Origin of the sequence: Stieleria neptunia (assembly GCF_007754155.1) — a bacterium.
Classification (GTDB): Bacteria; Planctomycetota; Planctomycetia; order Pirellulales; family Pirellulaceae; genus Stieleria; species Stieleria neptunia.
The window spans coordinates 5,216,539-5,241,396 of the sequence record NZ_CP037423.1; the positions used below are offsets into that span (position 1 = coordinate 5,216,539).

The window sequence follows — 24,858 nt, forward strand, 5'->3', positions numbered from 1 at the left end:
CTAAGATGCATCGGTGCTAGAACGATGGCCATCGCACGGCCATTGTGGTTTCCATTTGTAACCGCTCCATGCCATGCTCAGCTGGCCAGCATGGTTCGCCGCTCGCGTGTAGTTTCGATTCAGACCCGACGTACACCGAGAGCAGGACCCAAATTGAGACTGCCATTCGCGTTCTCACCACGCTGAATCTGGTAATCCGCACCACAAGTGCACGACACTTCAAACTCAGTATCCCCGGTTCGATTGCCAACCAACTCGCCACATGTCACGCAAACCCAAGCGGCGTTATTGCCCCAAATCAGAGCACGTGTACCGGGAATCGAATCCCCATCTTGATCATCAATCGGGCGTCGTGTTGTCTGCATCGGTGCCTCGGGTTTCGTGGCGAGAAACGCTATTCGCCGCGTCGTGGATCACAAGTTAGGTGGTCGTCGCCGAATCCTCTGTTGGGCAGCATTTTGCGCGGCGAGTTCGGCGTCCATTTTTTCACAAACCGTGCGGAGCCAGACCAGTGTCTGAACAAATTGACGCAAGACTCGATCGAACCCAGCACGCATCCCATCATACTGAATGAGAGTTTCCCATCCAGCAACAATTTCATGTTTTGTTAGATGGGCGTATTTGCCGTACATGAAAGCCTCGAATATCTCTCGGTTCCTGATCGTATGGCCGCCAATCTTGAATATGGGCGGACCATGATCGCGATCGAGGTAGGCATTGAACTCATCACGAATCGTTTCGAATTCATCTTTGAGCGATTGGTTGACCGACAGCCCTTTAGTAAACGCGGCCATATTTCGCATCGAGATGTCTTCATTATCTTGACAGAAGAAACGAAGCGTCAGAATTGCAGCCTTCACCGATTCTTCGTCGGGGCCAGTGCGGCTTGACTCGGCGAAACCCTCTTTCAAGTTGAAGTGCACGGATACGCTGATAGGTTGCTGCAGCTCTTGTGCGTAGCGAGATTCGTAAACTTCCGTGGCCGACTTTATGAATCGCTGCAGCCTTGCTCGGTCTTCATCCATGGGAAGTACGTCTCACTGAAGTTCTGCCGCGTAACAATTTAGTTGTTCAGCCCGCTGGCAGAGTAATATTGCGTTTACGCCACTCATGCAACATACTCCCGCAGAGGTATGGCATTCAAGGACACCGATGCGGATTTCGTCGATCCTTCCGCGCAACAGGTTGCATCGGCCGAACGCTCGGCTAACCTACCGCCGGCCGTGTCGGTGTGATCGACCGAGGCAGGGTCAAAATAATCGCGCCTGAACATCCTTCGATTTCTGGGGTCGTGGACGTGGCGTTCCGTATTGTTTGACCTCGTATTGCTCGGCGCGCGAGATGAGTTCTGCTTTTGTCGCGTCCTTCAACACCGGCATTCTACCTGCTTGAATGTGTTCCTCGACGTGAGCAATGTGCTCCCTGGCCGCCGACACTGACATCTCAACAGTGATTTGTTCCAGTGGAGCAGGCATGACACGGACGAGTCCATCCAGGATGATGGCCCGCCCGTTAGTGAACCTCTCCATTCGCACTAATTCAACCGCACTCCACCCATTGGCCAGCACAGGATGATGGTTGACGATCTGATCCCGCTCGTAGATACGTGGTTCACCGACTGGCTTGGTATACCAGTTGAGCGCAATGCACGGTGTATTCTTCGCGATAGTTACAGGTTTCCAATTGATCATCCAGCGGCTCGCATGCTTAGTCTTATCGAATCGATGGCTCCCGGACCATCGGATGGTTGGCGATCTGTGACCCGCCGATGGTCTCGCCCGATCTTCGAGAACACCGGATAAATATTGTTCTGCGAACCACTGCTGTGTACGTACCCGGCCGAACCCGGAGAGCTTGGCGAGCGTTTCGGTGAATATCTCGACTTCAACAATCATGCTCCCAAAGTCAAGGAACACAGGCTTCTCGCATGTCGAGATGTGCTTGTTTTGCCCGAGTGAGAAAAATGCACGTTGACCAGTCGAAATAACCTTGAACCGCTCGGTCGCATCGAATACCCATACCATGTCGCCGTAGAACTTCTCTCGCTCTGCGATTTCGGGCACAGGGATATTTGAATGCTGGAGTTCAATGACAGTCTTGTTGTTGCCGATGATGTCGGCTCGATGTTCGCCTATCGTCACTTCCTTGGAGTCCAGACGAACCAAGTCTTGCCAAGCGATGTGCCACGGCCCGACGTTCTCCGACCATTTATCGCATTCGCCGCGGGCTTTGTGCTTCCAATGGTGGATGACCTGCGTTCCGCAGTGAGATACGACCGTGCTGCCGCATGTGAGGCACTTACCCCATACGCCGGGTTCCGGCAGGCACTTGATGCCGTCCACGTCCGCAAAGCGCATTGTTCCGCCATGAGCCATTTGCGTTGTAATACTCCGTTTGGCTGCTTGTAGAAGTCGTACGCGGTCGCCTATTCTCGGCCATATGGTAGCGTGGCCACCAGTTAAGTAGACGCGAAACTACCGTCAACGTCCAGCCGCGCCGCAGATGACCGGCGCGAGTTTGTTGATCTTGGTGCGAGTGGATTCATTGGTTTCTGCGAGTTTCACTATCAACATGGCTAAGCGTCAGCTATGTGGGTCTTGAGTCTCAACACCGATGCGAGTTCCGAAGATTGTTTAGAGCAAGCGGTTGCATCGTCCGCCCGCAGATCGAATGGCTGCCAATCCGCAGACCTGCGACAGACCGATGCATTTTACGCAAATCCTGAAACTGCGTCGGATTCATCGTCCGACGCGTTTCTGGTTCTTCGCTAACTCGCGGAGGACGTGAACTTCCACGCAGGCTACGCGGACGGCTGAGGGCCGCTGCCGGTGCCCAATTTGCAAGATTCGGAGGTACACCGGCGTCGGCCGCCGGAGCGCGCAAGCTTGGCATGCTTACCAACCGAACAAAGTCCGCGTACCTTTTCTTCTCTGGCATGAACAACACTATGCGGCGTAGGCAGCAGCAATTTCACGGATAGAGCTTCTCTGCCAAACATAGTCGCGTAGTTCTTTGCATCGTCTTTGGAACGACGAGGTATGGGAGCCATATCAGCGACACAATACAGGATTTTGACGTCGACTTCTACGCTCGTCTGTTATGGCTCAATCCAACGGCTGCAAGATTGCAACAACGGAACACCCACCATTCGGTCCAATTGCAGTCTCGTTCGTGTAAATAGGTAGCGCGGACACCGAAAAATGCCGGGATTTCCTGCCAAAATCGAGAGTTTGCTTGCCGTCGACAGGGATCTGCGACATAGAAGCCTCGAAAATCGGGCCTTCACATGGGATCGATTTTGACTGGGGGATAAACTCATTCACCCTCTCGTCAAAAGCACGGTTCGCAATCCGATAATCGACGCGCAGTTTGGGTTCCGGCTCTGGAAGATCGAGGGCCGGGAACAGAGATGGTGTCATTCGGCTTGCTTTCAGCTCCCGCTCTTCCACCGGTTTCAGTTTCCAGCTGAAAAAAACTGCCGCCATGGCGCTCGGATGCACTTCAACAACTCGCCGAGCAGTGGCATCCCGTGAAGCCTCGAAATCGTCGGCAAGCTTGGCCAAGTTTTCGGCCGAGATGCTGAGCAGTTTCAAGCAATCGTCGAACCAGGGAGTTGGAAACATCAGCTCAGACGCCGCAACATCGCAGAGCGTTTCGAGCAAATCCTCGGGGTCGGCAAACGAGCGGCGATCACCTTTTCGACACCTCACTTCCAACTGGTACTCTGGAAAAAGTGTGTGCCCGACCTCGTGGCAGATGCTGAATCTTTGCCGAGTGAGTGGCCGGGTCTTATCCACCCGGAGCACAACTCGCCCATCTGATTCGGGAGCAATTTCCGAGTCTGGGCTGAACCTTGGGTCATCATCAGACCAGTGCAGACCTCGCAGGCTGGCTATTGCTTTGACATCGAAAGGCGGTTCCCCACCGAAGAGCTGGTGAAATTGGGAGATAACGTCTCGTGCTTTTGTTCGTACGGCTTCATGCGGGTCTTCGACACCAGTCTCATCCATGATGGCGAGAATATGCTGGTGCAGATCTGATCTTCGGTGCCTTCTTGGCATCGTTACCTACCGGTCGTTCTTTTTAGGGTGCGATAGAGGTCTTCCCAATCCTCGGCCGTCTTCGGCTGGCCGCCTCGAAACCGCATCGTCGCAAGGTCATGCACCTCGTCCTCGGAGAGTTCGCGATCGGTCTTTTTCATCCAATCACAGAATTCTTTCAGAGACTTGCTGATTTCGATTGCACGATTGTCGACCTGCACTGATGGAAGGCCGAGAAGGTCAGCGATAGTGACCCGCAGTGGCCCAACCAATTTCATGAGCGTGTCCGCCGACGGCCTCTTCTCGCCTTTCTCGTCGTTCTCTAACTCCCACAGATAAGTCTTCGAGAGCTTGGATTCATCAGCCAACTGATCGAGGGTCAATCCAGCCTGCTTACGGGCGTCGCGAATGCGATTTGCCAGCGTTCCACCGGGCGTTCTCCCCGTGTTTTTCGGTCGTTCTCGTTTCTTGGCCATGCAATAAGCGTACACTTCTGCGTTCGCTTCGGCAATACGCTTGTTCGCTGGGGTTGAATCCCAGGCTGAGATGCGATATGTTCGTTGCAGTTGAACTTTTCGTTCCTCTGGAGCGGAGAGGTTTGTTCATCTCAACAGCACTGAGGGACACATGAGTTTCAAGCTGCCAGAACACGGATTTGTCTTTTGGCCGATCGGTACCGGTGACAGCACCACAATTTGCATCGACAAAGACACGGTCATCCAAGTGGATATTCACAATCTGGAGATCGCGAATGACGACGACGATCCGAGAACACCGATCGTGGATCGCCTGGTTGACTTGCTACCGAAAAAGAATGGCAAGCCATACCTCGCACTTTTTGTCCTTACCCATCCAGATAAGGACCACTGTCTTGGTTTCAAAGATCTAATGAAGAAAGTGACCATCGGCGAAGTCTGGTTCTCGCCGCGGGTCTTTCGTGAGAACAATTCCGACCTGTGTGATGATGCGACAGAATTTCGCAAAGAGGCGAAACGCCGTGTAAAGAAAGTGATCGACAGCACGGGATCCGTATCAGTCGGCGATCGCGTTCGAATCATCGGTTACAGCGATCTACTGGAAGAGGACGACTACAAGAGCTTTCCAGATGAAAAGCTCAATCGCCCGGGTGATGTTGTTACCGAGGTTGACGGGAAGTGTCGCAAAGACAAGTTCTCTGCCTTTATCCACGCACCTTTCAAAGACGACAGTAACTCACGCGAACGGAACGAGACAAGCATTGCGTTTCAGGCCGAGTTAGTTTCGGGATCACACACTGGCCAGGCGCTCTTGCTCGGCGATTTGAGCTATCCCAGTGTTCGCCGGGTCTTTGACGAAAGTGACCGGCACAAAAACAGCAATCGCCTGCACTGGGACGTATTTCTCTGTCCCCACCACTGCTCAAAATCTGTGATGTACTGGAAAGACGAGGGAGAGGAAGAGGCCAAGCTAAAACAGGACATCCTCGACGATATCGAGAAGGCCGGAGAATCGGTGGGATACATTATTGCGAGCAGTAGTGAAATTCCGTCATCCAACAAGAGTGGCGACAACCCGCCGCATGCCAAAGCGAAACGCCGCTATGAAGAGATTGCACCAAGTGGGTTTCTCTGCACGGGGGAACACGTCGATAAGGATAACCCAGAACCCATCGTCTTCGAGTTAACCGATTCGGGCTTTGCCTACAGCGAACCCAAAAAGGAGGAGAGCAAAAAATCCAAAAAATCAGATCAGTCAGCCTTGAGCAAGGCTGTAATTGCTGGGCGCGGTCGCCCAACTCCTCCAACGGAACGGGTAGGGTTTGGAAGCAAATGATGAATTCTGAGCAAAAGCTAGCGATAGACCAGATCCAGCGAGTGGCAAAGCAGAGCGACGCTCTCGAGGTCATCAACGTCATCAGTTCCGAAAAATCTGATTCGTTTGTCATCGTCGATCTTTCTCTGTATTGCGGGGACTTGGTCGGGGCAGATGGTGGGTTTCCAATCAAGGAAAGGGAAAGGGTGCGGGTGCTAATTGGCCCTGATTACCCTTACGCCCCACCATCCGTGGCTTCGTCACACACCCGCTTCGCTGGATATCCCCATGTGAATTGGAAGCGTTGGCTGTGCCTCTATCTTGCTCCGCAGACTGAGTGGTCGCCCCGAAACGGGATGTTTGGATTTCTTGAGAGACTAGAGCTTTGGCTTAGACGTGCAGCATTGGGTGAACTAGACGAGACTGGAGGGCCGATTCATCCACCGGTGACCTATTCGTCAAAGGGGCCGCTACTAATACCCCGGAGTGATACCCCCAACGTCGACGGCGAACCGTGGCTGGGATTCGCAAATCTCAAGCAGATTTCACCCGATCGGATCGATCTAGTCGGCTGGGCGCGTGACGAGGAGTTGGCAGAGACAGCTGGTGTCGCGATCCTCCTGGACGCCCCTATGCCACTAGAATTCCCTTCAAAACTCAATGAGTTGATTGAATGCATCGCAGATCGTGGCGTGTCCGTTGAGTCGGTTTTTGAGCTACTAAGAAAAGCTGCCGAATCAAATTCCTCCGATACTCCACTGTTCGTTGTGGTTGGCACTCCAATGCGCGGAACAAAGGGGAAGGAGCTCAAACAGCACTTAACTGGATGGCGTGTCGACACACTCTTGAACAAAATAGCATCGCTGGATGGCGATCTTTTGCAAGACAGACGGGTTGCAAATGCAAACGATCTTTCAGATTGGTCAGCTTCTATTGACGAACACAGGGGGCGCCTGATGGAACTATTTGCCGATTGGTCGAAGGAAGCAGACATTACGTGGTGCCGTGTACGCGAGGATCGACCGGAGATCGTTACTCGCCGAGACAACGGCAAGCCGGTATCATGGTTCTCAGGAAGGAATTTGGAATTATGGGGTTGCGGAGCACTTGGTGGATACATCGCTGAATGGCTGGTAAGGGCCGGCGCGGCAAAGATCATTTTGCGGGATGAGGGTGTCGTTACCCCTGGACTGCTAGTGCGCCAACCCTTTCACGACGAGGATATTGGGACCTTCAAAGCTGAAGCATTGGCGGCTCGACTTCGAAAAATCTCTCCAAGCTGTCAGATTGAAACATCGACGAAAGATGTCATTGAATGTCCGCTCGGCAATCCCGGCGAATGTACTGACTGTGATCTCATCATTGATGCAACAGCCTCCAATATCGTTCTCAGCAAACTAGAAAGCGTTTGGCGAAGTTCGGCTGGAATTCGAAAAAGAATTGCATCCGTAGCGATCGACAGAGAAGCTGAGCGACTCCTCGTTGGCATAGCAAAACCCGAGCATTCGGGTGGTCCGCTCGATATCTTGAGGAAGATGAAGCTGAAGGCGTGCAAGGACGGCACCCTCAAGCGATACCTCGATGCCTTTTTCCCTGAGAATCCCCCCGTTCCATTTCAGCCTGAACCCGGTTGTTCAGATGCGACTTTTATCGGGTCGGCGGCAGATGCTGCGTCTTTGTCATCATTGGCTGTCAATTTCATTGGACGCGCACTAAGCGAGGATCTCTGCGAATCAACTGGCTTCGGTGCTTACATGTCGGATGCATGCGCGGAAACGATCGCTCCGCCATTCGTTAAGTTCGAATTTTCTCCAGATCATTGCGTGCAAGACCCGGAAAGTGGATTTGAAACCCGCATTGCTGCATCAGCGTGGCGATCAATAAAATCCTGGAAAGCCGATTCTGCAAGGCGGCGTGGAGCAGACGTTGAGACAGGCGGTTTGTTATTTGGCGAATTGGACGAGCTGCTAAAGGTCGTTTGGGTGACAGAAGTTAGTGGGGCACCATCTGATAGCATCCATTCCGCTGAAGAATTCGTATGTGGGATCAACGGTACGACTCAATTAAATGATTCAATCACGGATCAAAGTAGACGATCCGTTCAGTTTGTTGGCTCTTGGCATACCCATCCAGTTTCGCCTGCGATCCCAAGTGGAAAAGACCTTGCCGCAATGGACCGGTTGCTCGTGCAGAGTCCTGTGCCGTCTGAAAGACAGCTTTTATTGATCATTGGCCATGCGAGCACATCAATGGAGACGGGCGCATTTATCTTCCAACGAAAGGAGTTCGAATCATTGCGGCGTTCAGGCCAGCTTTCGCGTCAGATTGCGATTTCAGAGTCTCCTTCTCTCAGACCTGACCTGCTCCCAAGCATCGGGTTGTCGCTTTCTGGAGGTGGATCGCGGGCAATGGCATTCCACTTGGGCTGTCTTCGCGCTTTAAATGACCGCGGAGTCTTGGATCGTGTTCAAGTACTATCCACGGTTTCTGGAGGATCGGTCATTGGAGCAATGTTTGCTTTTTCCAACACACCGTTCGAAGAATTCGAGCTAGATGTCCGCGCAGCGCTGCGCCGAGGATTCGCAAAAGGCCTCGTACGCAGAACGCTGCTGTCGCTTCGCCTGTTTCAGATTCTTGGTACGTGGATTTTTTCTGGTGTTCCCGCGAATATGACATTCGCAACACGTTTCATTCTCGGCCGTGCCAACTCGTTAGTGCCAAAGGATTCTCGTGCCGGGGGAACTGTTGCGCAGTCACTTCAACCACCGTTTCGTCGCTGGGTAAATCGAACCAACGCACTAGAACAGACTTTTGCTGACTTACTCTTCGGTGAGACCAAAGTCGCGCAAGTAGCCAGAGATGGGCTTGATGTTGTTATCAATGCAACAGAACTAAGAACTGGCACTGCTTTTCGATTTGGTAACAGAGAGTCTGGATGTTGGCGGTTCGGTACGATTGAAAACAACGATGTCAGTGTTGCAAGAGCTGTCGCCGCTTCAGCCGCTTATCCTGCGTTGCTTCCGGCAATCGATACCGTGCTTCAGTATTCGCACGGTTCGAGTGATGGTGAATCGAAACGCACGATTCTTACCGATGGCGGTGTGTACGAAAACCTTGGAATCTCCTGCATGATCCCTGGGCGAGACAAAGCATTTTCAACGAATGTTTTTTCCCCCGATTACATTGTTTGCTGCGACGCAGGGCCTGGACAGTTCAGCGATACAGTGATGCCCTACGGCTGGGGAACACGGATGATGCGGTCCATTGAAACGACATTCCGTCAAGTGCAGCATGGACTTCAGAAGCAAATCCACATGTGTCGCGAGAATCGAGAACTAAAGGGGTTTGTCTATTCCTACCTCGGACAACAGGACGCAAGACTCCCAATCCGTCCGCCTGAGCTTGTTACACGTGATCAAGTGACGCATTACCCGACCGATTTTTTTGCCATGAGCAACACTGACATCGAGCTACTATCGCAGCGTGGCGAGCAGCTCACTCGGCTTCTGATCGACCACTATTGTCCGGAACTCTAAGCATTACTCGTCGCTTCGAGGTTGATAGATCTTCATCTGCCCACGCCTCAGGCGGAGTGCTGTGATTGGAACCGGCTGAACCCCCTGAGACTGTCGCTTCTTGTTTGCGGATCGAAGCAGATTCGGAAGTAGTCGGCGAACTGGGGCGTACCTTGCAAAGGGGAGCTTTCCAAATCCTTCCCCCAGATTCTCCGGAGAGCGATGACAAGCAATACCACCGAAGTGGGACTTCAGTTGCTTGTACGTGGGGCGATCGATCCGCACATGGGCATGCCATCTCACTGCCCCCCTTTTCCGTCACTCCCGATCGCCGGTAAGAAATCGAGTAGCCGGCAATCTTGATCGGCATGCGGCGACAATCCCGGAGTTGGTTCTTCTCCCGTCACCGATCCTCATGCTGTTCGGATCCGGTGGTGACCTTTTGTCTCCAGCAAGTGAATCAGTCTTCAATCCGCGCATGCTGGACATTGGCGAGCCCAGCCTTTCGCCGCCTGGTTGGCTCCCATGGGGAAACATCGATTCCGTATTTTCGGATCGGTTTCTTGTTAGTCTTGAGCGGATCTTTCCCGACCGTGATTTTCACCGTCACGTACCAAAAGTAGTCGTGGCGAAGATAGTTCCTGGCAATCAGCTGAACTATTCCGTCGGCTGAATTTGCTTCGCACCGATAATCCACGGATGGCTTTCGGGCGACGGAAAGGTACGCGGACTCGTTTTTTTCTTGAAGGGTGACGTCTGCTCACCGTTCGTGTTTTGAACAAAGTTTGGGTGCTCCGGTGGCCGACGCCGGTGCAAATTCGGGCTGAGATTGCAGTCTGAATCGAGCAGCGTTCGTGGCCAAGGACGAGACGAGCCGTCATGGCGTATTTGGACATCCGTCCCAAACTGCGTCGGATCCTTCGTCCGGCGCAGCTTGCTGGCGATTGCGATTCGCTCGCCATGCCCTTGATCTCCTATTTCGTTGCCACGGTTTTGGGGTTTGGGTAGACCCTCTTCTAAGGCCGTTCTTTCGTCGGAGCCATCGTCCGTCGCCCACCGTTGGGCGAAGCGTCAGCGGAGCGAATGGTGACGGACGATTGCGACAGAGAAAGGTTAGGCCGTGGCCCGGCGGCTTGCCCGCCCCGTTCTTTCGTTGGTGAATTGTTTTGTGGGCTCAACGACGAGGAATCGTGCGGGGTTACCCCGCTCCTTGATACGGTTACCATTCGCTGCGTCGTAGTTTCACTCCGACGCAGGTTAGGGCGTCCCGCGTGCATGCACAGGTCACGCCCACTTTGGTCCCGATCGATTGGAAGACCTGGGCCTCGCTGACAGGATTCGAAATGTCGTCAATCTGACGCTGCAGCTGCGGAGGTGTCCGCCACCGACGCGCCGAAGCCTGTTGGAGAACCTGCGTCGGTTGGTCCAACCGAGGCGGCGAAGGGTCCCGCGATCGATAGGACCAATAGGACAGATGCGACCTATAAGTCCTATGTGTCCTATTGGTCCCATTGCACGATTGGTACCCCATCCTCGGAGCAAAGGCAAAACAATGGGGGCAAAACAATTTTAGGCTGTGATCGTTTTGCCCCCATCGTCTTGCCCATCGTTCGTTGTCTAGTCGAGCAACAAAGACTGACAACTGAGGGCGCCGCGGTTGCATCGACTTCCGCGCTGAAACTCTCGGCTGAATTCGCTTCGGTGTCGCGAAATCGGGGGCACCGACGCGCCGATATGATTGTCGCGAAGGTGCACCGGCTTCCTCGTCCGACGCAGCTTGCTGGCGATTCGCGCGCCATGCCCTAGATCTCCTATTTCTTTGCCACGGTTTTGGGTTCAGGTAGCCCCTCTTCTACGGCCGTTCTTTCGTCGGAGCCATCGTCCGTCGCTCACCCTTGGGGGCGAAGCGTAGCGGAGCGAATGGTGACGGACGATTGCGACAGAGAAAGGTTAGGCCGTGGCCCGGCGGCTTGCCCGCCCCGTTCTTTCGTTGGTGAATCGCTTTGCGAGCTCAACAACAAGGAATCTCGCGGGGTTACCCCGCTCCTTTCTCTCTTCCTAGAACAATCGCTCGGAAACTTTGAGTGCCTTGCACGGCCGTGCTATCACTTGCCCATAACGTAGGGTCCAAAGGGGGCACATGGGTGAGTATGAAGATAGGCGACCGGGACGAAAGGGCGATGGACAGGAGCAGCCAGAAGACAGTCACCTCTCGCATACTGACGTCAACGGCCAAGCCAATCTAGAGAACTGGTCATTTATTGGGCAGGATGGCCAACCGCTCGAAAACAGGAAGTCAGATTTCATAAGCAAAGAAGACTGGTGGGAGAAAGCCAAGCACTTAGAAGAGTACATTTCTCGTAGTGAGCTTGAGTGCATGCGGCTGTCGATGAATAGGGCAGAACAATTAAAGGAAATCAAACCGGTAAATAGGGCTGGGTCGGTTGCGTCTGGCAGCACTCGGGATGATTTCGCAGGCGATTTTAGCTTAACTCGTGAAAACGTCGAAGGTTTAAGTTCGCTTACTGGGCGACCTTTGGTTCAACCAGCGGTCGACAACAATGAAAGCGTACGCGAGCAGCAAGCTAGCGACACTCAGCATGCTGAAGACGCAGAGCGTTTTGAAGCAGCTGTCATTGGTGCCCGACAGCAAAAAAGGCGATGCGACATTGATGCGGGGTTCGGGAATCCTGGAATTTTCCGCCGCGCAATTGCCGCATTTCGAAGGGCTTTCAATCTGTATCCAAAGGCACGACGGAATATTGGTGTTGAGGGTGTAGAGAGTCGGCCGCTTCGTCGCGATAGCTGATGCTCAAACGCGAACTATTTTCCAACTGTCTTTGGGTTTTTTGGAAAACTTCCTGTGGTGCCATGGCAAGAACTTTCCATACATCCAATCAGCCCACCACTCGGCATTGTATACCGCACCGGCATGGTCGAAGGGAGGGTCGGAAAGACGCGAACAAGCGTACAAAGCATTGTAGTACAGTGCATAAAATCGCTCTTTATGACTATCTCTCCATGGGCACATCCCAGAGCGTTCGTAGTTTGTCCGCGTATCGTCTCCTAGGAGCCATCTAACGAACTCGGGACAAATTGTAGCTCCGGTAATTCTATTGTCTTCGGATGAGTCTCGTGCGTCAGTTGTGTAAACGACAGGGTAGAAAGTGTCAGAGTTGGCATCACCGACGCAACAGATGTTAATCGCGTCAAGCCGCTGGCCCTCGGCATCTACTATGTAATCTGGGAGTGGATGCCGAGTTTCGAATGTCGACACGTGCCCGTTATATCGATACTGAACTTCAGCCCAAATTGCGTCAGAACCGGGCTCCGGTGTCAATCGAAGTAGCGTGGCGGGGTGTACGATAAATTTGCTCGGTCCGGTGGTGCAAAAGGTAACTGGTCTTGGGCTCCATCGGACCGCTTGCGGTTTGTCCTCATACTCTTCATCTTCGAAAGTTTTTGTTCCCGTGATGCTGGCTTGAAACCCTATCACGTACCAAGCACCATCTTTGTAGACGAAGACATCAGCGGGGCGGAATTCCTTCTTCAGGACCGTCCGGTGCCAGAATTCAAACTGAGCGATTCCACCGTTGTGACTGAGCATGAAAGAGCAAAGCTCTTCTGAATCTCTGTTGGTCACAATCGTCCAGAATTCTTCAGCTGGAAGGTTTTCAGTTTTTTGCTGAAGTCTTATTGCGACCCGTCCATCTTCCAGTAACGTGAAAATTTGGAGCTGTCGGCTTTCTTCGGTTTTGAGTTCTACGAAATCAAGTGTGTAATTGTGTTCTCTCGCATATTTATTGACGTCCCACGGGCTTCGGTTGGGAGTACGGTCAATCCTGTGGGTGTTTTTCGCTTCCTTCGATTGATTCCGATGACCTTCAGCTGTCGAAAATGGAATGAGACCTGGTTCATTGCTTACTTGCTGGGAGTTTTGCGTCCGATTTACGAGGTTTGGAAAAGCTTTGTGCAGTGAAATAAACACCCAATCGGAGTCTTCGTTGTTGAACTCGTAAAAAGCAGAGGGGATAGGGACGCCATCCTCCACTCGCCACATTTCAAGGGTTGTACCCGAGGAGTGCTCGAAGAACCGGAAAACGAATTTGAGTCCATCGTCATCGGTGATTGATAGCTGCTGTTCGTGCTGGAGAACCGTTGTCCCGTCCGTTGTGTTGTTTTCTTCGTGGTCGGAAGCTATTGAACCATCGGAACGGAAAGAGAGGCCACGTGGAAACTTGGTAGCAGCTTTTCGTTCGAAGAGGATGCCTCTTTCTTTCGCGTACTTTCTGTAATCGACTGGCTTTAGAATTGGTTTGATAACGACCCTGTACCACGCAACATCTTCTTCGTTGAACACGAAAGTCGCATCAGGAGTTGGCTCATTTGTGTCGTTCGCCCAGAGGTCCAGTTGCGAACCGTCAGACCGGCTGTTGAGAAGTGCTGTGAAGTCTCCCGTTTTGATTTTGACACCTTCTTTGAGCGGCTCTCGTTCGGGAAGTCCGCTCATACCCACAACAAGCACTTCGACCTGTCCGCTAGAGCGAAGCTCGATTTCATCGCACGGTTGTTGAGTGACCCTCTCATGGTCGAAAGTGTTTCCGCTCTCTTGGGCATAAGCTGCAAAGTCAAAGGGCGAATCCCCGGATTTGTTTTTTTGAATGTCGGAGTTTCCCGAACCGCTTATCTCTTCAAATACAACCTTAAACCAAGCCTTCTCCTGCGATTGGTAAAGATAGTTTTCGACTGCGGGGGCCTCGTCAGCGGTTCGGATGACGTCGAGTTGACTGTCAAATCGCGTGTCGATTTCTGGATGCTCAGACGGAGGTTTTAAGTCGATGGTGACAACTTCATCGTTTGGGAATCGGATAATTGTGTCGTCACCAACGGAAAGATCTAGCCAATTGCCATTCTTTTTTGCGTGAACCGTTCCCTGCGGATGAAGGACAAGGAAATCGTTGACAAATTCATCTTCGCAGCGTTCAAACCGAAAGCTGAGCGATGCTTCTTTAGCGTGTTGCGCAAAGTTGAAGGGACGGATCATTGCTTTTTGTTTGGTTTCGAGATGTGAGTGTATTTTAAAGGACCAGACACGATATCTGGTTCCGGATCTGGTTCTGGATCTATTTTCACCCCTTCGTTATCTGGTGGTGGGTCGAATCCAAAGTGCTCGTAGTCTTCCGCTCCCCACGGCACTTCGTGTTGGTGACATTCCGGTGCCGGCACGTAAGGTTTGATCGTGTCGCAACGGGGTCGAAGCCGGTTGGTGATCTCCTCGTGACACATTTTCTGGCCAGGCTTCGGACGGAATACATGAGGGCTCGTAAAGTATGCGTCTAGTCCGTCTTTGTTTGGATAGTTCAGCTGGTTGAACAGAAAGTAGGGAACGGTATCGTCTTCTTGCATGTGCGTCGTGCATCCCCTGCTGTCGGAATTTGATCCATAGGTTTGCGTGTTGGACTGTTGTTCGACCCATGATTTACCGAGTTGCTCGACGGCCTTCTTGATGTTGGCCGCATTTCCTTGCGGCAAGTACATCTGGTGAGGACACTGCCCGAGCACCAAACTTGCGTTGGCAGGCTTGTCGAACGCTTGTTCAAGGGAGTCATACCCGAGAGCAGTGACGACTACCCTTGCTCCGGCACTCCTCCCAACTTCGAGGAGGTTTGGAAGATTGTCCATCTTCCCCATGAATTTGATTTCATCGAGGAGGAACCATGAAAGATCCGTCTTCGTGGGGCCTGCATTGATGACGGACTGGATAGCGTAAAGAAAAGTAAAGTAGTTAATGATTCTGGATTGGCTCTCTGCCTGTGAGTCGTAGCCGAGTACCAGGACTCCACCGGACTTTCTCCATTCCTTGATGCTGAATTTTGTTTTCGCGTGGTACCAAAGATTTGCGACGATTCGAAGAGGGTCGAGAGTTGCTGCTAGTGTAACGTCGACACTCCCTTTGATATCGGTCGACTGGTTGTTGATATACTTCTCCATCGCGTTCTTGCCCGCGCGCGTCCGACTGAGGGCCTGCTTGAGAATGTGCATGTCTGACACACACTCAATTAGGTCTCGGAGGTCCCAAGTTCTTCCGCCTTCCGCGAGGGGTGCATTCCCATTTAGTTGACGTTTTTGCTAGCAACCCGTCGGGGGCTTGGCTGCTGTTTCTGGATCCGGTGTTGACGGTATCTTGGGCGATTCAAGGATGATTTTCCACTCGCCTAGCAAGGATGCCGACGACAATGCAAGGACTAGACATGGGGCAAGAGAATGGTGAGCGGATTGAGTCGGCTGAAGAAATGCTCGCGCTCTTTTACGCTCAGTTGGTTCCCAAAGTTACGCTCTGGAAACAACGGATCTCAGATCATCCCGAGCAACTCGCAACGCTGGAAAGAACCATCCATGATGCCTTTGCCCGCGGTGCGGACATGGTCGTCGCCGGGCTGATCTCCGCGACCATGATCGAAAAAGGTTTTGAAAAAGCATGCCAATCGAGTCGGGTCAACTTCTCAAGACCGCTTCAGAAAGGGCGCGAGACTAGGGTCGCCGTTCGATTGCTCGGCGGCATGCTGTTCTGGGCCACAGCGCTCTACTGTGCCCCTAAGAAAAAGTTGCTTGGTCGAGACGATTCGCCCCGCGTCGGCTTGCATGTTTCGCTTGCTCAATTCGGGTTCGGCAAAGGCGTCTCGCCCGCGCTGGAGAGTCGCGTGGCACGCCAAGTGGCATTGTGTCCTTCGATCGAAGTGGCTCACCGAGAACTGGTTCGCGATGGTATCACACTTGATATCAAGGCGGTCAAACGGATCGCCTATCAATCTGGCGACGGCTTATTGCGCCTACGACGGCATCGGCTCAAACTGTTTCGGCAGGGCAAGTTGGCGAGCACCGGTGAATTGGCCGGGAAACGAGTGTCGGTGCAAATTGATGGCGGAAGAATGAAAATACGCGGCAAAATGCTACCTGCATCGACTTCCAATGCGTCAAGCGATGATGTCGCTCAGGGGCAAGCTGACTCGCCCGGACGCTCGGCAAAGAAACCTGCACGCTCGTTTGAAGCGGACTGGCGGGAGCCTAAACTGATGACGATTTTTGTTCACGACGAGCAGGGGCGGATGGTGAAGGAGCATGAAGCGACGATCGATGGCACCCTGACTGGGCCCGACGCGATCGCCGAATTGGTTGCGATGCATCTGCATCGGCTCGGAGCCGCGGAGGCACATAGCGTGACGTTCGTCGCCGATGGCGCCCCCTGGATTTGGGATCGTATTGATCGCATCATTCAATATGCGGGACTCACGAGCGTCGTCACGCATCAGGTCTTGGACTGCTGCCATGCGGTGCATCACGTTTCCAAAGCGCTTGCTTCGCTTGGGCTCGACGCAGACGTCCGCCAGGGGCTTTATCGTCAGTACCGAACGCTGCTGCGAAACGGTCAATGGCGGCGAGTGGTTGATGAGCTCGCCGGCCTAGAACGCGTCGGAAAATCGGCCACAGAACTGGAAACAGAAATCCATTACCTTTGCCGACATGGTGAAGCGGGTCGGTTGAGTTACCCTGCCTATCGTCGCAGCGGAATCCCTTGTGGTAGCGGGGCGATCGAAAGCAGCATTCGCCGCGTGATCAATTTGCGTCTAAAGAGCAATGCAATGTTTTGGAAAAGCGAAAACGCGGAGCAGATGCTTCAAGTTCGCGCTCATCTGATTCCTAATCGTTGGGATGAATCAATCGGCGAGCTGGCCGAATTCCGTCGCACCCAGGCAAGCGACAGTTGGCACTGGGAGCCTCGTCCAATGAGCTGCAAAGTTGAAGCCACTGACCAACAACTCCTTTCGGCCGACGATTAACGTGATTTTTGCGTCAACTAAATGGGAATGCACCCTCCGCGAGAGCGTCCATTACCGGTGTTAAGCAAGCGTTCGCGATCCTATCCCACACTCGGGATCCAGCATCGCGGACCGCTCCGCTCAGATTGACTGGATCCATATTGATGATTTCCTTTACGAACTGGTCTCTTTTGACGTGGGTGTCGAGGTCTCCTGAGATGTCCCAACCTGAGCAGCGTGCATCAAAAGGGTTGGTGATGATGATCGCATCTTTCGGGATTCCCCATCCGTGCATCTTGGGGAGGTTTTCGTTTTTGGGGTCTGTTATTAACGCCCTGAAGCGGAGCGGAAACTTGCTTTGATAAGGTGTTGGGTCAGGGTGAACAACGCCAATGTGCCCGACGGAATTCCTCGGAACGAGAATGGACTTGCTTAAGAGGTGAAGTGCTGTAGTCTTTCCACTTCCGGCAGTCCCCACGATCAGAAAGTGCACTTTGGTGTCGTTGACGTGTTCGTCGTACGGCATGCCCTTTCGACTCAGACCCCAGGAAAGCCGAAGTCCTTTCGGACCCTCAAGCGGGAAATATCGCTTTCGGTCTGCTTCGTGCGGCATCAAGAGAGTGGTGTGGGCAGGGTGAAGAGGTTTCTCCCGACTCATGAGGCTCTCCTCTCAATGTCTTTTTGTGCTCGCTCGAAGGCGGCGAAAAGGATCTGGCCGATGTCATTGACGCTTGGGGACGTGCTTTTGTCTGGAAAGAGCACATGGTGATTCTGAAGAATTACATTGAAAAAGGCAAAAATGTGGTACTGAAAGTGTTCCTGTTGGCTGGCTAGTTGGCGAGCGAATCTCTCTTGCTGTTGGCTTAGCTTTTCCTGATCCTCCGCTATGCTCTCAAGAGCAGTCGCGAGACCTTGTATCGCTCGCTCAATGCGATCAAGTCGGTCGTTGAATTCACTGCCATCCATTTGTTGCGATTGGCTGTTGATTTCAGGTGAGGTTCCGTTGACGATTCCGGTAACAAATTGTCGCAATTTGTCGCTCCGTTTGCCACCATCGGGGACGCGTTCCAGGAACGCAGCTTTGAGGTCGGGCTCGATTTTAAAGGAAATCGCCTCGTTCTTCACGAATTTTTTCTTCATATGCGAAGCCCTTCTCGCAACACGGCGCTACGTTGTTCCTCTTTTATTCGTAGCTCCTCTTTGTCGTCCAACGGCGGCTGGTTCTCGGGACATTTTGACGAAGCGAATTCCTTCTTGTGGGAGGCAGCGAGGCGTTTTGCCAGAAGCGAGTTTTCCACTTTGGTCTCGCGATGTTCGCTGGCTGCTTCAATCAGCTTTTCAAGCTCTTCGATTTTCGGCGTATCGTGTTGGCGAATTGCCTCCTTGCGTTTTTCTCGAAGGCAAATCTCCATTCCAGCCTCTCTTTCCGTGGCATAGACCTTTGTCGAATGGGTGCCGCGAGAAAGCTGGACGTAGGAAAGTTCTCGATCTTGCATCCTACCGCCCGTCAGGACGTAGCTGTGCTTGTACTCCGAACCCTGCGAAAGGTGGGTCGTGAGAGCGTAACCGAGCGACACATTGACCTTCCTCGTTCGGTCTCTTCCGAAGATGTCCGTGTGGTAGGCTCCGAAGATGTTCTTTCGGTTTTGGTCTCGTATTTCGCTTGGGAGCGTGATGAAGCGGCCGTCATCCATCTTGAGGGAGTATTCCTTGGTGAAGGGGTTCACCGCGACAACGGTTCCGGTCTGCCCGTTTCGAACTCGCTGTACGGCTTCTCGCTCCTGGGTGACGAAATGCTTTGCTTTTTCAAAGAGGTAGTTGAACCCCGATTGAAACTGCCCGCTAAGGATCAGGTTCTCTCGGATGACCACCCGGTCACCTCGAAAAATGGTTTGGTTTTCGTGGTTCCTAAAGCCGACACCGATTTTTCGCTTCACGATGTTTTGGCGTTCTTTTTGGCATGCTTCGTTAACGGCGAGCCTGTCTTCGTTCGTCGAAACAAGAATCTGGTGCTCCTTAGGGCTTCGGATCCCTTTCATTTTCCACTCTTCTACGAGCTTCGTTCGGGAGTCTTCCTTCTCTTTTGAGAGTCTTAGACGGTCGCGTTCATGGAGGTTCTCAATGACGCCCCTCGCGTCACCGGCTGCGGCAAGTTTTACGAGCTCTTTATCCTCCTCGCTGACCTGCCGATAGTTTCCCGTCAGACGTGCTGCGTCCGTCGCTTGTGCAGCCAGCGAGAAGAATCCCCCGTGCCCAATCGCTTGGCACTGTTTGTCATCACCCGACCAGATAACAAGGGAACCGGCTTCAACGGCTTTTTCGTAAAGCTTGGAAAGCTGGGGAGTGTCAGTCATCCCTGCTTCATCGATTACAAGGACTGTGTTCTCGTCAAGAAAACACGGGTTGTCCAAGTGCCACCAGTCTTTTCCATTGACGGTTCTAGCAGCCATCCTTCCAAGATGCTGCACTGCATCCAACGCTCGCTTTCCGTCCGACTTTGCAAGTTCATGAAACCACTTCGAGACGGTGGTGCTCTGGATTCCTGCTTTGCTGGTTAGTTCGTCAGCAGCCTTCCCCGCAATAGCAGCACCCACCACTCGGTAGCCTGCTCTTTCAAAAGCATCTCTGGCGGTTGCAAGAAGCGTGGTCTTCCCGCTTCCAGCGTCTCCGATGAGTACCCGAGTTGCCCCGACATCACGGCCCGGTACGTTACCTATTGTGAGGTAGAGAAGAGCACTCAGGTAATCCCTGTTGTACCTGACTCCGGTCCTGTCTTCCGTGTTCCTAATCGCTTGCTCCCGTAGATCGGGACCAATTTTGTGGGAACGGTCTTTGGCGTGCTCTTCGAGCAAGCCGCACATCCGGTGCTCCAACTCAAAGTGGGTTTTGTCGGTAAGCAATCGTTCGAATTTTTCGATTCCAAGTGAGACCAGTTCACTCGGATCGTCAATGCCTTCAATTTCGGTACCGAGAATCGCTGTGTCGACCGAGGACTTGAGTTCTTGGTAGGTTCTCAACGTACCTATCGACTCATTCGCCAAGCGCTCAACGAGCTGGGATTCCCTAAATGCTCCATGCTCTTGGGTGAGAGCTGTTGAGGCTTCCTGGATTGCTTCTGATGCGTGTAATGGTTTGGTTCGCTCAAACGGAAGGTATTGTTCTGTTTGCAGCTTGGCCCACAGCGGGTTGAGCCCGCATTCGTTCAGTTCCTGTTTCCAAGTCGAATCTAATTCTTGCCGGTTTACTTCCTGCTTCTTCGTCCTGGTTTGCAGGTTTGCAAGTTGAGAACTGTGGGAACCAGCAAGCTTGTGCTCTTGCATGAAATCGTCGATTTCTTGGCTCCGCTTTGAGTAGGTTTCAATAACTGATTCCGGTACAGCGTTCAGTTCAAAGGAAAAGCGGTCTCGAACCACTTCTACACGAAGCGACTCTTGAAGTTTGGTCGCCAGTTCAAGGCGGTAGATCGCGCCAGCCGCCTTGATGTGGTCAAAGAGTGGGTTTTCGGCGAGTACCACCTTTCCATTCTGGTCCTTCTTGACGCGACCATAGAAGGTCCCTGTCGTTCCGTCTTCTCGGACACAGGCATTCGCGAGTAAGACATGGGTGTGGAGCTGCGGGTCTCCGGCTCTCGAAGTGATGTGTTCAAAGGCGGCACCAATCGCAGTCGCTCGCTCGATTTCCTGTCCACCCTTTCCTCTTCGAGTGAAGAGAGCAGCATCCTCAACGTAGGCAATGGCTGCGTTCACCGCTTCTTTCTGACAATCGCGAATGACGTTTTGGATTCCGCGATCACTTGCAGCATAGAAAACGGAGACGCTTTTCGGCGCGGAAAAGCAGAAGTCGTATCCTTGGTGTCGCGTCTTACCGGCGTTCTGGACAAGCTTCTCGCCGTTCTTGCCGAAACCTTTCATTAGATTTCGGAGTTCGTCCTTACCGACGTTCCCTTCGTATCCGAGGGCATCTGCACCGCGACCAAGGTAGTACCCTGGTGGCTCGCCGCCTTGTGTGTAGTACTGGGTCTTTGCAAGGTCCAGCCAATAGTTGGCGTTGTAGATCGTCGTAGCTGAAAGCATTCTTGGTTCTCCTAGAAGGTTTCGGTTTCGCCGCAACCTGGGCAGTTCCGCCGCCGCATCTGTTCCATGTACGCTTCTAGGTGTGCTTTCTGGATAGATTCATCAGAAAGCTGGGCTCTCTCTTCTTTCGTGAGAGAGTCGAGTTCATTGGTCGCTTTCGTGTCCTCGACTTGCGAGTTTCCGCATTCGGTTCTTCGACGGGATTGCATTGGAGAGCGAGCCTCTATGTGAGAAATTGGGCCGGGTTCGCTTTCATGTTCCGGAGTGTCGAACGTATACCCAAGGACTTTTCGGGGTATACTTCGTAATCGTTGTAAACAGTTCCAGGCAAGGCACTTAGCGGGACTGGACTCACGCCGTATACAGACCGGTATACGTCGGAAACCCAGTATTTTCCGGTACGAGAACGTTTTCGGGGATACGCCTCAGGTGCATTTGGTGTGTTGTGGAGTGGAAATGGAACAGACGAACTTGTTCGGCTGATTTCATTTCCATGGAACACTTTATTGGCTTCGGCGGTGAGCCGAAGTTCGAGCGACGAGCGAGAACCAAAAGCCGCTTACGGCTTTTGGCATCAAGAATCCCGTAGGGAGGCCATGAGGGCCGAGTAGGGATTCTTTCGTTTTCCGGAGCTTCTTTCCCCAGAAAGAAGCGGAGCACAAACAAGTAGGCCGTATCAGGCCGTTAAGCTTGTTTTCGCAAGTACCGGCAGAAGAGTGCGAGGGAGCGGTGGAAAGGGTTCGCATAGAACCCGTGCCGCGAGCACGCACTCCCCTGTCCGGTACGCACCATGACGCCGGATGGCGTCATGGAAGGCGCGAGTTATCCACAGGTCGAAGACACGCTGGCTTTGGAACATTTAGGCACGAAGCGGAAATTTCGTCGGGTGTGATCGAATTTCCGCGTAGTCACCGCGAGCGTGAAGCTCGCTTCTCGCGTTGAATAGAGCGTTGCTCAGCGAGCTACGCGGAAAAAATAGGAAAGCCCCCGGTTGGCACCGGGGGCGGATAGGTGGCTGTTAGGCAGCTTCTTGTTTTTGGACAAGTGGGTTTTCGGCTGTCCAGGTATGGGCCAGGTCAGCGGCTTTGGCGAGGCGAAGAAGGGCGTCTCCAGAGTAGGAGTCTGAGTTCTTGACTCCGTCGTCTGTTCGGTACTTCCTGCTGAAGGTGGTTGAGTAGAACGAACCGTTCTTTGAGTCGTTCACCCAGATCGCCGCTTCGACATTTCCAACTCGGACGGTGTGGACGGGTGCTTTCTTTTCGTTTGTCATTTTCATTTCTCCAGTGTTAAGCGGGCTTCCTACTTTGGAAGCCCTTGTCTTGTTTACGGAGCGTGAAAAAGCGAGCGGAAAAGAGAGCCGGTCAAGGAGGAACGCGAAGCGGCAAATCCTTTACCTGCTCTCGAGTGAGCCAAAATCACGTGCAGGAAATCAGACAGAAGGGCGTAAAGTCAGGGGGAGACCGCATTGGAGAAGTGAAAGAAGAAGAGGAAAGCAACTGTTCCATTCAAGTTGGAAAGAAGATGCGTCTGGGTGTCCGGAGAAGTCGATATCGTTCTCGAAGTTATCAACCGAATCGTAAGAGAAGATGGAAGAAAGAACGTTTTCCGTATTCAGCATTGGAGACGCCCTTCTTCGCGCTGATATGCGACCGGCAAGATGCAGGCAGCAGAAATCACGGTGACCAGGCATGACGATAGGCAGCAGCCAGCCCGCCCCCGGTGCCAACCGGGGACAATTTTGCGGCACGCCCTTTCAACTCTCAAGTTCGCCGCTCCGTGGCTCATTCCCTACTGCGCGGCATTAGGCATCTTGCCTTTTGCCTGCTCGAACGCTTCCCAAAAAAGCTTCGCGACTTCGCTCACGTCAATATCTTTTGATTGGTCTGGAAGAAGCGACTGATGGTTCTGGAAAAGCAAGCTGAAGATCGCCCACACTTCGCGCTGAAAGTCGCTCCTCATTGAGTTCTGAGTCTCCTCGAGCTTTAGCTGCTCGTTGTAGAGGTTTCTCATTCCTCGTTTGAGCTCATCAAGCGAATCAAGAACTTGGGACATCCCTTCTTCGAGCGGTGCGGGCTCGGGGGAGCCAGATTCCGGAACACCATCAAGTGATGCTTTGATCAACTGCTGTATCTTCTGGCTCTTGTTGGTTCCCTCGGCCCTGCATTGCGCAGAGAACTGTTTTTCAAGATCCGCTGTGATTCGCGAATGGACGAGTCGATTGCTCATGGTTCCGTGAAATGTCGAGTATGCGAGTCTCTCAGTATTACAGCTTTGGCTTCCGGATGCGGATGCCCTCGCTTTCTTGCTGGCGTTCGGCGAGAGTTTCCTTTTCCAGCTTCTGCTCCAGCTCTCTCATTCGTTTTTCAACAGGAAATCGATTGTTGAGAACCCAAGCCTTCGCGGCAGTGAGGTCGTCCTTGAACTCTTTTGGAAAATCTCGCTTCATCTCTCGGTGCTCTTCCAGTTGATCGACGTCAATCGTAACCTCGTTTCTTTCCGAGAAGAGCTCTCGGGCCTTTTCTGCGATTGCGACCTCTTTAAAATCGACATGGAGCGTCGTATCGCGAATTGGGGTATCCGCAAAATCTAGCTTTGCGTTTTCGCGCAGGTACGATTCGATCTTGTAGGAGATGGTTGCAGATCCATCGTCGTAGTCGACATGTGTGTTCTCAAGCAGTTTAAACTTCGCGTTGTCGCCGATTGCGAACTCGTGGATGACAGTTGGTTCATCCTCGAAAGCGAAGAGGTCTTTTTGAGGAGACAAGGAATCGCCTGGGTTGAAGATCGAAGGGCATCGTGTGGCGTCAAACGCCACTAGCTATTGAGCACGCGTGCGATTGTCGCGGCTCATGTATTGTAGCTATTTGCAACGTTTTTGTCCCCATTCCCGGATGAGTTCGCGAAAACGTTGTTCTAACTCCTGATGCTCGGACGCCGGAGCCTGTTTCAGCACGACCGCGAAAACAAGGTTTCTGATGCCCATGTGAAGCCTGCGCAGGTCAGATTCTACCCGACTTAGCTCTTTGCATTGCTCACGGATCGCACTCTCGTCTCGAAAGTTGTGGAGTAAATGCAACGCAAGCTCTTCAGCCGAGAAATTCATCTTCCTGGCCTCAATCGAAAGAAGGCCAAAGGTGATTCCGTCGATTTCGATGGTTACCTCGTGAAACGCTGTGTCCTGGACCGGAACTAAAGCGTTTGGACGCGGAGCGCGTCCTCGTGGCTCAAGTGAAAAACATGGCAAGACCTCAGCACTGCTAGGAATGCGAGATTCGCAACCGGGAAGGTGCGTGTCGATCATTTCCATGATTTCGGCGTCGACGTCATTCGTAAGTGCAACGAGCAAGATTTGCATTAGTTCTGCAACAATCTCGTGACGCCACTGAACGTGACGGCGAACACGTTGAATTCCAAGTTTGACACTCTCAAGTGATCCATCATGAAGCTGCGACTCGATGATAAATGGCAGATGTTGGGGGAGTGACCTCGTTCCGCTCAGACGAGAAAGAACGATCGCCTGGTTCAGGTAGTCATAGATTCCCTGGTCAAGTTCAAGTGTCAACCTTTTTTTCTGTGCATGGATGTCAATTGGGTCCATCCACGCAGTTTCACACAATCGTCG

Annotated in this window: 18 protein-coding genes; 5 read left to right on the top strand and 13 right to left on the bottom strand. The window is 52.7% G+C overall.

What is annotated here, in order from left to right:
• Positions 1–413: 413 nt before the first annotated feature.
• The 4 genes from Enr13x_RS18030 to Enr13x_RS18045 all read right to left on the bottom strand — a co-directional run bounded on the left by Enr13x_RS18030 (position 414) and on the right by Enr13x_RS18045 (position 4,516).
• Entirely contained in the window at positions 414–1,025 is a 612-nt protein-coding gene (locus tag Enr13x_RS18030) for a hypothetical protein (protein WP_145388352.1), read from the bottom strand.
• A 225-nt stretch (positions 1,026–1,250) separates the two neighbouring features.
• The gene (locus Enr13x_RS18035) at positions 1,251–2,342 is read right to left on the bottom strand and encodes a competence protein CoiA family protein (RefSeq protein ID WP_145388353.1); all 1,092 of its coding nucleotides are present in this window, start codon (positions 2,340–2,342) and stop codon (positions 1,251–1,253) included.
• Positions 2,343–3,104: 762 nt separating this feature from the next.
• Positions 3,105–4,010 carry an ImmA/IrrE family metallo-endopeptidase gene (locus tag Enr13x_RS18040; RefSeq protein ID WP_197456123.1) on the bottom strand — a complete coding sequence of 302 codons (906 nt, stop codon included), beginning with the start codon at positions 4,008–4,010 and terminating at the stop codon, positions 3,105–3,107.
• A 53-nt stretch (positions 4,011–4,063) separates the two neighbouring features.
• Positions 4,064–4,516: a helix-turn-helix domain-containing protein gene (locus Enr13x_RS18045; RefSeq protein WP_145388355.1), complete on the bottom strand. Its 453-nt coding sequence runs from the start codon at positions 4,514–4,516 to the stop codon at positions 4,064–4,066.
• Positions 4,517–4,667: 151 nt separating this feature from the next.
• Between Enr13x_RS18045 and Enr13x_RS18050 the strand changes: the two genes are divergently transcribed.
• The 4 genes from Enr13x_RS18050 to Enr13x_RS18060 all read left to right on the top strand — a co-directional run bounded on the left by Enr13x_RS18050 (position 4,668) and on the right by Enr13x_RS18060 (position 12,155).
• Complete coding sequence (locus Enr13x_RS18050) at positions 4,668–5,852, top strand: ComEC/Rec2 family competence protein (RefSeq protein WP_145388356.1); 1,185 nt, start codon at positions 4,668–4,670, stop codon at positions 5,850–5,852.
• Complete coding sequence (locus Enr13x_RS18055) at positions 5,849–9,367, top strand: patatin-like phospholipase family protein (RefSeq protein ID WP_145388357.1); 3,519 nt, start codon at positions 5,849–5,851, stop codon at positions 9,365–9,367. The genes Enr13x_RS18050 and Enr13x_RS18055 overlap by 4 nt, the downstream gene beginning before the upstream one ends.
• Before the next feature lie 394 nt (positions 9,368–9,761).
• Complete coding sequence (locus Enr13x_RS38055; protein ID WP_197456124.1) at positions 9,762–10,019, top strand: hypothetical protein; 258 nt, start codon at positions 9,762–9,764, stop codon at positions 10,017–10,019.
• 1,467 nt (positions 10,020–11,486) lie between these two features.
• Positions 11,487–12,155, top strand: a complete 669-nt coding sequence (locus Enr13x_RS18060) for a hypothetical protein (protein ID WP_145388358.1) — start codon at positions 11,487–11,489, stop codon at positions 12,153–12,155.
• A gap of 3 nt (positions 12,156–12,158) precedes the next feature.
• Here the strand turns inward: Enr13x_RS18060 and Enr13x_RS18065 are convergent, their stop codons facing one another.
• The gene (locus tag Enr13x_RS18065) at positions 12,159–14,390 is read right to left on the bottom strand and encodes a hypothetical protein (protein ID WP_145388359.1); all 2,232 of its coding nucleotides are present in this window, start codon (positions 14,388–14,390) and stop codon (positions 12,159–12,161) included.
• Complete coding sequence (locus Enr13x_RS18070; protein ID WP_145388360.1) at positions 14,387–15,388, bottom strand: type IV secretion system DNA-binding domain-containing protein; 1,002 nt, start codon at positions 15,386–15,388, stop codon at positions 14,387–14,389. Before Enr13x_RS18070 ends, Enr13x_RS18065 begins: the two co-directional genes overlap by 4 nt.
• 209 nt (positions 15,389–15,597) lie before the next feature.
• On the opposite strand from Enr13x_RS18070, the gene Enr13x_RS18075 reads away from it, so the two are divergent.
• Complete coding sequence (locus tag Enr13x_RS18075; RefSeq protein WP_145385934.1) at positions 15,598–17,184, top strand: hypothetical protein; 1,587 nt, start codon at positions 15,598–15,600, stop codon at positions 17,182–17,184.
• A gap of 13 nt (positions 17,185–17,197) precedes the next feature.
• On the opposite strand, the gene Enr13x_RS18080 is transcribed toward Enr13x_RS18075, so the two are convergent.
• The 7 genes from Enr13x_RS18080 to Enr13x_RS18110 all read right to left on the bottom strand — a co-directional run bounded on the left by Enr13x_RS18080 (position 17,198) and on the right by Enr13x_RS18110 (position 24,834).
• A complete protein-coding gene (locus tag Enr13x_RS18080; RefSeq protein ID WP_197456125.1) occupies positions 17,198–17,689 on the bottom strand; it encodes a type IV secretion system DNA-binding domain-containing protein in 492 nt (163 codons plus the stop codon).
• A gap of 128 nt (positions 17,690–17,817) precedes the next feature.
• Entirely contained in the window at positions 17,818–18,303 is a 486-nt protein-coding gene (locus tag Enr13x_RS18085) for a hypothetical protein (RefSeq protein WP_145388362.1), read from the bottom strand.
• Complete coding sequence (gene mobF, locus Enr13x_RS18090) at positions 18,300–21,236, bottom strand: MobF family relaxase (RefSeq protein ID WP_145388363.1); 2,937 nt, start codon at positions 21,234–21,236, stop codon at positions 18,300–18,302. Before mobF ends, Enr13x_RS18085 begins: the two co-directional genes overlap by 4 nt.
• 1,018 nt (positions 21,237–22,254) lie before the next feature.
• The gene (locus tag Enr13x_RS38975) at positions 22,255–22,506 is read right to left on the bottom strand and encodes a hypothetical protein (protein WP_145388364.1); all 252 of its coding nucleotides are present in this window, start codon (positions 22,504–22,506) and stop codon (positions 22,255–22,257) included.
• A gap of 518 nt (positions 22,507–23,024) precedes the next feature.
• Positions 23,025–23,462, bottom strand: coding sequence for a hypothetical protein (locus Enr13x_RS18100; RefSeq protein ID WP_145388365.1), 438 nt, complete (start codon positions 23,460–23,462; stop codon positions 23,025–23,027).
• Positions 23,463–23,499: 37 nt separating this feature from the next.
• Positions 23,500–24,000 carry a hypothetical protein gene (locus Enr13x_RS18105; protein ID WP_145388146.1) on the bottom strand — a complete coding sequence of 167 codons (501 nt, stop codon included), beginning with the start codon at positions 23,998–24,000 and terminating at the stop codon, positions 23,500–23,502.
• Between the two features lie 96 nt (positions 24,001–24,096).
• The gene (locus Enr13x_RS18110) at positions 24,097–24,834 is read right to left on the bottom strand and encodes a hypothetical protein (RefSeq protein WP_145388366.1); all 738 of its coding nucleotides are present in this window, start codon (positions 24,832–24,834) and stop codon (positions 24,097–24,099) included.
• Positions 24,835–24,858 lie beyond the last annotated feature (24 nt).